Genomic DNA, 12438 nt, shown 5'->3' on the forward strand with positions numbered 1-12438 from the left:
ATCATTTTTTCGTTCCGTGAAATTACGGAACGATTCTCGATTCACCCTTCAAGGCTTGCATCAGGGCGTTCCCTGGACCTTCGGCCCGCGTAAGCCCGCCGGCGTCCGCATTCTGCTGCCCGCGCGCGCCGCGCCCGAAAGTAAAGAGACGACAGCCATGCTTGCCCAATATTCAATCCGCGCGAAGATCATCTCGGTCGTCGCCTTCCTGCTGCTTGCCGTCACCGGCACCGGACTATTGGCGGTCGTCAACGTGCGCGCGATCAACGCCAACACGGTCGAGATCGCGACTATCCGCCTCCCAAGCGTGCGCCTGCTGGGCGAGATACGGCAGGGGTTCATCCAGAATCGCAATGTCGTCCGTGCGCATCTGCTTGCCGAGACCATGGAAGACAAGCTGAGGATCGAGACCACCCTGGCGTCGAATGCGCAGGCGACAGAGCGCGCCATCGAAGCTTACCAGCGCTTGATCGCATCGCCGGAAGAACGGGCCAACTACGACGAGTGGTCGAAGGCCTGGACACAATACAAGCAGGACGTCAAGGACGTGCTTGCGCTTTCGCAGAGGGACGCCGGCAAGTTTGCGCGCGAGGCCAACGATCTGAACACCAGGAAGGCCTCCAAGCTTCTGATGGCAGCCGAGGAGGTTCTGAAGAACGGCATCGAACTCAACAACAGGCTTGCGGACAAGGCCAATAACGATGCCGCGCAGAGCTATTCATCGGTCCTCACCATGATGACGGCCATCCTGCTTCTCACCTTGATCGCCGGCGTCGCGCTCAGCGCCTATCTGGTTCGCGACGTCTCGAGCGGAATCGCCTCGATCGTGAAGCCGATGCAGTCGCTCAGCGACGGTGACCTCTCGGCGGAAGTGCCGCACCGGGGCGAGAAGACCGAGATCGGCACGATGGCCGATGCCTTGCAGCTGTTCAAGGAGGCCCTGATCGCCAAGAAGGCCGCGGATGAGGCCAACGCGCACGATGCCGAAGCCAAGATCGCCCGCGGCCGCCGTGTCGACGACATCACGCGCAATTTCGAGGCGATGATCGGCGAAATCGTCAACACGGTCTCCTCGGCCTCGACGCAGCTCGAGAGCTCGGCCGGCACCTTGACCTCGACGGCCGATCGCTCGAAGCAGCTGGCGACCGCGGTCTCGGCGGCCTCGGAGGAGGCGACCACCAACGTCCAGTCGGTGGCATCTGCGACCGAACAGATGGCCTCCTCGGTCACCGAGATCAGCCGGCAGGTGCAGGAATCCGCGCGCATCGCCGGCGAGGCGGTCGGCCAGGCCCGCACCACGACCGTCCGGGTCAGCGAACTCTCGAAGGCGGCGACCCGCATCGGCGACGTCGTCGAACTGATCAACACCATCGCGGGCCAGACCAATCTCCTGGCGCTGAACGCCACGATCGAAGCGGCACGCGCCGGTGACGCCGGCCGCGGCTTTGCGGTGGTGGCGTCCGAAGTGAAGGCATTGGCCGAGCAGACCGCGAAGGCGACCGGCGAGATCGGCCAGCAGATTTCGGGTATTCAGGCCGCGACCCAGGAATCCGTGAGTGCGATCCGCGATATCTCCTCCACGATCGAGAAGCTGGCGGAGATTTCGTCGACGATTGCGGCCGCTGTCGAGGAGCAGGGCGCAGCGACCCAGGAGATTTCGCGCAACGTGCAGCAGGCGGCCCACGGCACTCAGCAGGTCTCGTCCAACATCACCGACGTCGAGCGCGGCGCCACAGAGACCGGCTCGGCCTCGACCGAGGTGCTCGCGGCCGCCAAAGCCCTGTCCGCAGACAGTCAGCGGCTGCGGGTCGAGGTCGGCAAGTTCCTGGGTTCGGTTCGCGCGGCCTGATGGCGCGGGTCTGACGCGACCCTGTCAGCAGCGCCGGCCGCAGTGCCGCTATTGTTGATCATGCCCGTGCGACATTGGGCAGAGGCACGACTTGTGCCGACATCATCAATCGGTCGCGGCCGGCCATCTTGGCGGCATAGAGCGCCTTGTCGGCTGCATCGACGAGGCGGTTGGGATCCATTTCGCCGATCGGGATCATCGTGGTGCCGCCGAGGCTCAGCGTGACCGTCCGCGACGGCGGGTTGAGATCGTGCGGAATGCCGAGCGCGCCGACGGCCGCGCGGATTCGCTCTCCGACCTGAATGCAGCCGTTGGCGTCGGTGCCCGGCAGCAGCAGCGCGAACTCCTCGCCACCGTAGCGCGCGGCCACGTCGGCCGGGCGCTGAGCCTGTTCGGCGAGCACACGGGCTACCGCTCGCAGACAGTCGTCGCCAGCCTGATGACCGTAATTGTCGTTGTATTTCTTGAACAGGTCGACATCGATCAGGAGCAGCGACAACGGCCCACCCTCGCGCCGCGCCCGTCCGCATTCTTCCTTCAGGTGCGCGTCGAAGTGACGACGATTGGCAAGTCCTGTGAGGCCGTCCGACAGCGCTAGCGCCGTCAGCTTCTCCGCCGCCGTCTTGAACTCGGTGATATCGCGCGAGATTGCCACCATGCCATCGATCTGTCCGCGTCGATTGCGGGTGACGCGCAGGGCGGTTTCGATCCAGATCTCGCCTTTCTCGCGGTGACGATTGCGGTAGACGATCCGGGCTTCCTCGATTTCGCCCGCCTGCAGCGCGTTGGCGGTACGCTGAATGCCGGGCAGATCTTCATTGTTGAGGCCGGCGAGAGCCGACGTGCCCACGAGCTGCTCCGGCCGCCAGCCGATCACCTGCAGGCTGGAGGGGGAGGCGTAGCGGATTTCTCCGTCGAAGCCGATTCGCGTAATCAGGTCGCCCGAATGTTCGGCGATGAGCCGGAAATCCGCTTCTCCTTCCGAGAGTGCCAACACCAGGCCCTCGCGCTGACGCAACTGGCGGACCACGATGATGCCGGCGGCCGCGATCATGCAGGTCAGCAGGAGCACCGTCCCCATCCGGATCAGCGCAGCATGACGCCAGGACGCGAGCAACTCGTCCTTCGCTTCGGTGGCGACCACCACGACCGGGTAACGCTTGGCGAACTGATAGAAGCTGACCCTTTCGCGGCCATCGAGCGGCGAGGTGAAGTGAAAGGTGCCGGACGACGGCCGCCCATCGAGTTGCTTGAACAGATCCAGGCTCGAGAGATTCCGGCCGACGTAGTGGCCGTCATCGGGGGCGCGGGCAAGAATGACTCCCTTTCTGCTCATCAGGAATATGGAGCCGTTCCTGCCCACGTTGAATTGACTATAGAAATTTTCAAGGTAGTTCGCGTCGACCGTGACAAGGGCGACGCCGCCGAAGGCGCCGTCGGGGCGGTTGAAGCGTCGCGACACGGTGATGACCCATTGCCCAGTGATGGCGCTTTTCACCGGCGGGCCGATGAGGGAGCTGCGATCGGTCGAGGTACGATGGTGCTCGAAATAGACCTGATCGGCGTCGTTGCGACCGGTGAGGTCGACGGTTTCGCTGGTGGCAAGCCAGCGGCCGTCTTCGCCAAGGACGACGACGCCGCCGATGCGGTTGTCCTTCTTCCGGCGATCGAGATAACGTTGGAGCTCGGCGAGCGCTGTGGGGCTTGTGCCGCGGAGTTCGAGTTGGTTGACGAGCATGTTGAGCACCGTATCAGCGAGCTCGAACGTGTCGTCGGCGTGCTGCGATAGCGAGACGGCGAGGTTCGCCATATCGGTTTCGGCGTTGCGCAGCTCGGATTGCCGCGCCGTCCACTCGCGCCAGCCGCTGAGGGCAATGATGGCGATGCAGGCGAGAGCGACCAGGCCCGCGACCTTCGGCGTCAGGCGCATTCGGTCGTGACCGTCGTCGCGGATTTTGTCGCGGGCACCGCTCATATGCCGCTTCCGCTGTCTTCCGGTGGGCTGCGCACTTTCCCCATCAGCTTCGACTGAAGCCTGACCAGGGCGTCGCGCAGCCGCGTCGCCTCGTCGTACCGGGTTTCCCGAGCCAGCATGCCGGAAAACGGATCTTTAACCATGGCCTCCGCAGCGTGGGCAAGACGGCGCAGCGGCGTCACCACCCATTGCGCGGCGAAATTGAGCAGGACCAGGATCGAGAACACGCCACCGGCAACATTGAACCAGAACGAGCGCACCAGCTCGCGCGTCGGCGCCATCGCGGCAACGGCGTCCTGCCGGATCAGGAGGGACCAGCCGAAGCTCGGCAGATCGGCGTACCCCACAGTGGGGATGGTGACGGTGAAATAGTCCTTGCCGTCGGGCCATCGCTCGATGAGAGCGACCGAAGCCCCGCGGCTTGCGGCTTGCGCCGAGCCGATCGTCAGCGGCTTGCCGACGAGATCCGGCGCGCCGAATAGCACGATGCCGTCGCGCGACAGCAACACCAGATCGATGTTGCGCGACGCCAGCGCCGCGACGGATTCGATGACCCATTTCCAGTCGATCTGGGCGCCGATGACACCGGCGGGGGCGCCGTCATGCATCAACGGAGCCGACATGGCGATGAAGCGGTACGGTCCCGATGCCGTCTGCAACAGCCGTTCCAGCGCCTCGGACTCGTGATCATCCACCGCCGTCGGCGCTCCGAGCCCCTGCCTGAACCAGCGCAGGTCCGCGACGCTTCGCCCTTCCGCCATTCCGTCCTTGCTCGCGATCACCTTGCCGCCGGGGTCGGCAATGCCGAGCCAGGCATAGCGCTGCTCGAGCTGGCTCACGAACTGGATCTGCCGCCGCGCCTCCGGGATGTCAGCGGGATCGATGATCGCGGCGAGGCGCGACACGTCGATCCACATGCTGTACATCTGCCGCGCCAGCAGGCTTGCGCTGAGCTCGCCACGCGTCCTCAGTTGCTCGATCGCGAGTTCCTCGCCGCGTCGCTGCAGCGACGCCGAATAGAGGACGGCTGCGGCCAGCGCCGTCACGACGATCAGCGTCGCGCCGCCGAGGAACACCGCAGTCTGCAAGCTCCACCGTCGCCTCGTCATCGGCTTCTCCTCAATCTGCCATGTCCTCAATCTGCCATGGCTCGCGCCAGCTCGTGCAGCATGCGGCCGAGATCGCCACTGTCGGCGCCGGGCACCCCGCTCGCCGTGTGCAGCCGCTCGATGATCTGGGCTCGCTGTTGTGGCGTCACCGCAAATATCAGCCGGTAACCATCGTCGGTCGGCGCCGCGACCCTGGTCTCGATGTCGCCGATCAGCGGCAGCGTGAGCGTGCCGGTGGCGCCCGTCGCAAGGCCGACCGGACCGCTGACGCGCGCGCCGCCGGGGCCCAGATTGACGATCCAGCCGCGTTGTGCTTCGCCGCCGACCGTCAGGGTGATCGGCTCGACGATCTGGCGTTGCGGCCGGTTGTAGCGCGGACGGTCGATGCACACGGCGATCGCCACCGACAGCACCAGAATGTTGTAGACCGTCCAGAACATCACGACGACGACGCCGTCTCCGGCGGTCGGCGCCGTATTGAAGACGAAGTCGGAGGTCAGCGAGACGATCAGGCCGCCCACCGAGAGTGCGAGCAACATTATGAAGGGACGCATCAAGGGCCACTGGACGATGATCTTCGCCCGATCGCCGCCTTTGGCCGTCACCGAGAACTTGTGCGGTCCTTTGGTCAGGAGGCCGAGAACGGTGGCCCTGAAGATCGGCCATGCGACCACGAGCTGCGTGACATCGTTAAGGATCGGCACGAACAGCCGCTTGGAGATCCAGTTCAGGGTCGCCATCAGCGCGAGATAATACGGCACATAGTAGCTGATGACGTCGGTGACGTTCGCATTGACCACCATGATGCCGGTCCACCAGTACAATAGTGGACAGATCACGCCGGCGAGGCGGAATGAAAAGGTTGTGCTCCAGTAGAGGAACGAGTCCAGGACGCTCAAGCGGTCGATCAGGCGGAGATTGTTATGTCCGAACGGGTTGTACACGTTGCGGACGATCTGCATCATGCCGAGGCACCAGCGGCTGCGCTGCGTCACATATTCCGGCAGGCCTTCGGCCGCGAGCCCTTCCGACAGGGCCTCGTTGAGGTAGACCGTTCGCCAGCCATGTTCGGACAGCCGCAGCGTCAGCAAGAAATCCTCGGTGACGCTCTCGGTCGGTACGCCGCCAATCTCCTCGACGGCGCGAGCCCGCAACATCGATGAGGTGCCGCTGCAGGCGGCGATGCCCCAGGCGTCGCGCGACGGTTGGACATTGTCGAAGAAGTGGCGCTGATCGTCGGGATAGGCCGTGCCGATGCCGAGATTGTGCTGGATCGGGTCCGAATTGAAGAAGTGCTGAGGCGTCTGCGCGAGGCCCACGGTCGGCTCATGAAACAGCGCCAGCGTCCGTTCGATGAAGTCGGCATGGGGCACGAAGTCGGCATCGAAAATGGCGACGAAGTCCGGCCGGTCCGCATCCAGCGCCCGCAGTCGCAAGGCATTGTTGATGTTGCCGGCCTTGGCATGCGACTTGTCGCTACGGGCGAAATAGCCGATGCCGTGCTCCGTGCAGAGATCCCGCAGCCAGGGCCGACTGCCGTCGTCGAGGATGAACACGCGTAACGACGGATAATCGATCGCCTTGGCGCCGACGATGGTTCGCTCCAGGACTTCGATTCGTTCGTCGTAGGTCGGAATGAAGATGTCGACCCGCGGCGGCGGTCCCGGAAGCCACCAGCCGGCATGGCGGTCGGCCTCGGTGGTCCGCTCCTTCGTACGGGCAAGGATGACGAAGGCCACGGACGAGGACAGAAGCGTCAGCGCCTCCAGGATGGCAAAGCCCCAGCTGAACGCCGCACTCGTCGTCCACCCCAGTGGCGCCAGCGTGACGGTGAATCGCCAAGCGATGTAACGCCAGCCCAGCAGGATGGAGCCGCCCAGGAGCAGGGCCCGCCAGTACCATATCTTCGGGTCGAGGAGGGGCAGCATCAGGAGGCGCAGTCCGACGATGATGGCAGCGCCTGCGAACGCGGACAGGAATGGCGACAGCGTCGGCATCAGTAGCCGTACCGTGTGACGAAGCGGCGGAATGCCGCGATTGGACCGCTGGTGAAGATCACTCGGCCGGTGCGCCCGATGGCGCAGGACAGATCCGGCTGCTTGGCGAGATCGGGCACCGCAACGGTGACGTCGAACCGCTGTAAGTGCTGCGGCGTCGGGCCGACGGCGAGATTGGCGTAGAGTTGCGACGCGCCCGAGCCTCCGAGACGGGTCACCGTCCCATCGAATATCCGGTCGTCGCCGAACAGGCGGAACTGCACCGGCACGCCGATCGTCAGGCTGTCATAGAGTGTTTCGGGAACGCTCGCGGTCACCACGAGACTGTTGCAGTCGACCAGCTTGACGAGATCCTGGCCGCGACGGGCATATTCGCCATCGTCGACGAGGAAGTCCCAGGCCATGCCCGGCACACGGGCCTTCAGCGTCGCCGATGTCAGCCGGTTGATCCGGACATGTTCGGCGTCGATCTGCTGCTCGTATTGGGCAAGGCGCGCTTGGATCTGCTGCTCGTCCACGGCCAGTTCGGCGAGGCGCAGGTCCAGCTCGCGGATGCGCTGCATCGAGAACGGCACGTCGTTGTAGGAGTCGCCGATGAAGACCCCCGACTGCGCGGAGCTGAGCTCTGTCTCGAAATAATTGGTGCGCTGCTTCGCGCTTTCCACATCCTGCTTGGCGACGTCGAGCGAGGAACTGGCCTGGTCAAGATTGGCGACCGTCTGGACCCCGCGCTCCTTCAGTTCGTTGGCGCGCGCGAAGGTGGCGTCCGCGAGCTTCAGCCGGGCGGCGGCGGCATCCTGCGCCGCCTTGGCCTCGGCGATGCGCGCTTCGATCTGGCGGACGCGGCCCGTCTTGTAGTCGGTCGACTGGGTTTTGAAGGCGGCCCGCGACTGCTCGAGCGCCGAACGTTGTGCCGGTATCCGCTTGAGCGCGATCTTCTGCTCGTCACGCTCGCGTTCGAGATTGAGCAGGCGTGTGGTATCGAACCTGTCATCGACGATCTCGGCGATGAGTTCCCCGGTGTTGACCCGGGCGCCGATATTCGTCACCGCCAGCGTCACGCGGCCTTCAATCGGCGCGCGCACGACGTAGAGCCGGGCATTGACGGTCGCGTCTCCCGAAGTTCCGGCGAAATGCTCGCCGATGAGGATGTAGAGGCCGCCGGCCAGCAGCAGGACGCCGATGATGATGCGACCCAGTTTCATGCGCCCATCCCGTGCAGCAGTCTTCTGCAGCACCCCCGGTTCGATCGCTGCGCGCAACGCAGCCGCTTGTTTCCAGGTAGCATGGACGAATTCCGCTACTTTGACGCTAGTCAAGGGAACCTGACGGCAGGAGCGGATTTGCGACAGGTCCCTGTCAGGCGCGCGAGGGAGCCTGGCGCGCTGACAAGTTCAGGATTCAAGTCGGGCTTGGTGCCTGACATTCGCTTAAGCGGCGCGCAGATCTCGTGATGCGAATGTCAGACAGGCCACCCGGGGCCTGGGCTCGCCCCGGGCATCTTGCTCGGCCCGAAATGAATCGAGTCGATCGCTTCTCTTCATTCCGTACTGCTACGGTGCGGCCCGTTAACTCGGTTTAAGCTGCAGTGCGGTCTTACTCGAAGGAAATTTTCACTCTCGCAACTGTCCGCGCTGAAGCGGCAGTGCGCTGCGCCGCTGCAAGAAGAGATCTGCACCATGCTCGCCTCCATGTCGATCCGCGCGAAGATCATCACGGTCGTCGCGTTCCTGCTCGTTGCCATGACCGGCATGGGTCTGCTCTCGCTGAAGAACATGCGCTCGATCAACGCCAACACCGTCGATATCACCACCAATTGGCTGCCGAGCGTGCGGGTGCTCGGTGAGCTCCGCGCCAATGCGATCACCTTCCGCAACGTGATCCGCGAGCATATGCTGGCCGAGACTCTGGACGAGAAGGTTGCGCAGGAGAAGACTGCCGCCCTCGTCAACGACATGATCGCTAAAAGCCGGCTGACCTATGAGCCGCTGATCTCCTCACCGGAGGAGCGATCGATCTATAATGAGTGGGCCCGGCTCTGGGACGAGTACCGCAAGGGCACCGAGCAGGTGATGGCGCTGTCGCGCAAGGAGGCCGGGAAGGTCCCGCACGAGGCGCATGAGCTCAATCAGCAGACCGTCAACAAGATCGGATTGCAGGCCGACGAAGTCCTCAAGAAGGATATCGATCTCAACGATGCCGGCGCGGACAAGGCCTCGACGGACGCCGCCGACACCTATTCCTCGTCCTTCATGCTGCTGGTCGCCATCGTCGCCATCGCGGTGGTTGCAGGCATCGTGGTCAGCCTGTACCTGGTCCGGGACGTCTCCAGGGGAATCGCATCGATCGTGACCCCGATGCAGGCCTTGGGCCAGGGCGATCTTGCGGCCGAGGTGCCGCATCGCGGTCAGAAGACCGAAATGGGCGCCATGGCGGATGCGCTGCAGATCTTCAAGGAAGCGCTGATTGCCAAGAAGGCTGCCGACGAGGCGGCCACGCGCGACGCCGAGGCGAAGATCGAACGTGGCCGGAGGGTCGACAGCATCACGCGCGAATTCGAGGCCATGATCGGCGAGATCGTCAGCACGGTCTCCGCAGCGTCCACGCAGCTGGAAGCCTCCGCGGGCACTTTGACCTCCACGGCTGCGCGGTCCCAGCAGCTCGCCACCACCGTGGCCTCGGCATCCGAAGAAGCATCCGCCAATGTTCAGTCGGTCGCGACCGCGACCGAAGAGATGGCCTCGTCGGTCAATGAGATCAGCCGGCAGGTGCAGGAATCGGCGCGGATCGCCAACGAGGCGGTCGACCAGGCGCGCAGCACGACCGGCCGCGTCAGCGAGCTGTCGCGGGCGGCGACACGGATCGGCGACGTCGTCGAGCTCATCAATACCATCGCAGGTCAGACCAATCTCCTGGCCCTGAACGCCACCATCGAGGCGGCGCGCGCCGGTGAAGCCGGTCGTGGGTTCGCCGTCGTCGCCACCGAAGTGAAGGCGCTCGCCGAGCAGACCGCAAAGGCGACCGGCGAGATCGGGCAGCAGATCTCCGGCATCCAGGCGGCCACGCAGGAATCGGTCAGTGCGATCCGCGATATTTCGTCGACGATCGAGAAGCTGTCGGAGATCGCCTCGACCATCGCCGCTGCAGTCGAAGAGCAGGGCGCCGCCACGCAGGAAATTTCGCGCAACGTGCAGCAGGCCGCGCGCGGCACGCAAGACGTGTCGTCCAATATCACCGACGTTCAGCGCGGCGCGACCGAGACCGGATCGGCATCGTCCCAGGTGTTGTCGGCCGCCCAGACATTGTCCGGCGACAGCAATCGCCTCCGCCAGGAAGTCAGCAAGTTCCTGACCTCGGTGCGCGCGGCGTAGAATCCTAAGTCTGGCAACGGACCATCGTCGAATGCTTCAGGGAGCCGCGGCGTACCGCCGCAGCTCCCTGTTTGCGTCGCTAGTGCGAGGCATTTGAAGTTTCGGCCGGTTTGTCCGCGCGCACGACACCGCGGAGCCCTATGAAATCAGATTGTTGCAAGTGCTCTTCGGCTCCGACGCTCGCAAACGCGATAGCCGCGAGATGATGTGAATTTCGGAATCGGAGCGCCAGAATCGCAGCCCTCGAGTCGGCTACGTAATTTCACGGTGCGGCAATTTAACGCGATCCTAGCCTTTTCGCTCGATCCTTAATCATTCGCTGCCACCTCAGGCGGCAGATGTTCGTGATTCAGTTCCTGATTCCTGGCGGTGCACGCAATTGTGCGGTTGCCGATCGTGATTGCCCTGAAAGATCTGCCATGCGTAAGAATTTGCCTGTCACCACCGTCGAATATCCGGTCACCGACGAAACCCTGATCGTGTCGCAGACCGACACCAAGGGAAAGCTGACATTCTTCAATGAGGATTTCATCGCCGCCTCGGGCTTTACGCCCGCGGAGCTGATGGGCCAGCCGCACAACATCATCCGCCATCCGGACATGCCGCCGGAAGCCTTCGAAAATCTCTGGAGCACGCTCAAATCCGGCAAGCCCTGGGTCGGCGCGGTGAAGAACCGGCGCAAGAACGGGGACTTCTATTGGGTGCTGGCAACCGCCTCGCCGATCCGCCAGAACGGGCAGGTGACCGGCTACACTTCGGTACGCACCAAGCTGCCTGCCGACCAGCGCGCCGAGGCCGAGCAGGTCTATGCGGCGATCCGCGAGAAGCGGTCGCATAACTACAAGATCGCGGCCGGCGTCATCCGTCGCCGTTCGGTTTTTGACATCTTTGCGATGTTCACGCGCACGCTCAACGCGCGGCTCCTGACGCTCCTCGCGGTGCAGACGGCGATGATACTTGGGATCGCGGCGAGCGCGCTGTTCGGCCTGCCCGGCATCGCGGTGTCGGCATTGGCGGTGCTTGACGCCGCCTTCGCGGGCCTGCTGGTGATGCAACTGCTCCAGGCGCTCGGCGCGCCGCTGCGGCACCTGAACGAGACCATGGGCAACATCGTGCAGGGCAAGCTCGACACCCGCGTGATGATCGAACGTGACGATGAGATCGGCGAGGCCTTACGCAATCTCCAGACTGTGCAGACCATCGTTCGCTTCAGCAAGGAGGAGCTGAAGGCCTCCGAGCACCGCGCTGCGCTCCAGCGCCGTAGTGAAATGACCAAGCTGGCCGACATGTTCGAGGGCGCGGTCGGAGAGATCGTAGAGACGGTCTCTTCGGCCTCGACCGAATTGGAAGCATCCGCCACGACGCTGTCCTCCACGGCCGACCGCAGCCAGGAACTGGCGAGCGTCGTCGCCTCCGCCTCCGAGGAAGCGTCCACCAATGTGCAGTCGGTGGCCTCCGCGAGCGAAGAGATGGCATCCTCGATCCAGGAGATCGGCCGGCAGGTCCAGGAATCGGCGAAGATGGCCGGCGAGGCGGTGCATCAGGCTCGCGCCACCAACGATCGCGTCGGCGAATTGTCCAAGGCCGCAACCCGGATCGGCGACGTGGTCGAGCTGATCAACACCATCGCCGGCCAGACCAACCTGTTGGCACTGAACGCGACGATCGAGGCGGCGCGTGCCGGCGAAGCCGGCCGCGGCTTCGCCGTGGTGGCCTCGGAAGTGAAGGCGCTGGCGGAGCAGACCGCGAAAGCCACCGGCGAGATCGGCCAGCAGATTTCCAGCATTCAGGCCGCAACACAGGAATCGGTCAGCGCCATCCAGGCCATCAGCGTCACCATCGAGCGGCTGTCCGAAATCTCTTCGGCGATTGCGGCTGCGGTGGAGCAGCAGGGTGCAGCGACGCAGGAGATTTCCCGCAGCGTCCAGCAAGCGGCGATCGGCACCCAGGAGGTCTCCTCCAACATCGCCGACGTCCAGAATGGCGCAACCGAGACCGGCTCGGCCTCCGTGCAGGTGCTTTCCGCCGCCAAATCGCTGTCGGACGAGAGCAACCGTCTGAAGCTCGAAGTGGACAAGTTCCTGGATTCGGTACGGGCCGCCTGAGGGCGTCAAAGAGCAGGATAGCGACGCAGGGA

Annotated in this window: 7 protein-coding genes; 3 read left to right on the forward strand and 4 right to left on the reverse strand. The window is 64.3% G+C overall.

Translation table 11 applies throughout. From position 1 onward, the window contains the following. Positions 1–157: 157 nt before the first annotated feature. Positions 158–1849: a methyl-accepting chemotaxis protein gene (locus tag QX071_RS23875; protein WP_315706260.1), complete on the forward strand. Its 1692-nt coding sequence runs from the start codon at positions 158–160 to the stop codon at positions 1847–1849. Between the two features lie 58 nt (positions 1850–1907). Here the strand turns inward: QX071_RS23875 and QX071_RS23880 are convergent, their stop codons facing one another. From QX071_RS23880 to QX071_RS23895, 4 genes are read right to left on the reverse strand one after another with little or no spacing between them, the layout of a single operon-like run. Then, a complete protein-coding gene (locus QX071_RS23880) occupies positions 1908–3824 on the reverse strand; it encodes a diguanylate cyclase domain-containing protein (protein WP_315706259.1) in 1917 nt (638 codons plus the stop codon). After that, the gene (locus QX071_RS23885; protein WP_315706258.1) at positions 3821–4933 is read right to left on the reverse strand and encodes a hypothetical protein; all 1113 of its coding nucleotides are present in this window, start codon (positions 4931–4933) and stop codon (positions 3821–3823) included. Before QX071_RS23885 ends, QX071_RS23880 begins: the two co-directional genes overlap by 4 nt. 26 nt (positions 4934–4959) lie before the next feature. Beyond that, a complete protein-coding gene (locus QX071_RS23890) occupies positions 4960–6930 on the reverse strand; it encodes a glycosyltransferase (protein WP_315706257.1) in 1971 nt (656 codons plus the stop codon). Further along, on the reverse strand, positions 6930–8135 hold the full coding sequence (locus QX071_RS23895; RefSeq protein ID WP_315706256.1) for an HlyD family secretion protein: 1206 nt from the start codon (positions 8133–8135) through the stop codon (positions 6930–6932). The genes QX071_RS23890 and QX071_RS23895 overlap by 1 nt, the downstream gene beginning before the upstream one ends. A gap of 474 nt (positions 8136–8609) precedes the next feature. Between QX071_RS23895 and QX071_RS23900 the strand changes: the two genes are divergently transcribed. Together QX071_RS23900 and QX071_RS23905 are read left to right on the forward strand one after the other, a co-directional pair. Continuing rightward, complete coding sequence (locus QX071_RS23900; protein ID WP_315706255.1) at positions 8610–10301, forward strand: methyl-accepting chemotaxis protein; 1692 nt, start codon at positions 8610–8612, stop codon at positions 10299–10301. Positions 10302–10720: 419 nt separating this feature from the next. Then, the gene (locus tag QX071_RS23905) at positions 10721–12406 is read left to right on the forward strand and encodes a methyl-accepting chemotaxis protein (RefSeq protein ID WP_315706254.1); all 1686 of its coding nucleotides are present in this window, start codon (positions 10721–10723) and stop codon (positions 12404–12406) included. Positions 12407–12438: the final 32 nt, after the last annotated feature.

This window comes from Bradyrhizobium sp. SZCCHNS1022, from assembly GCF_032484835.1.
In the GTDB taxonomy this organism is placed as follows: Bacteria; Pseudomonadota; Alphaproteobacteria; order Rhizobiales; family Xanthobacteraceae; genus Bradyrhizobium.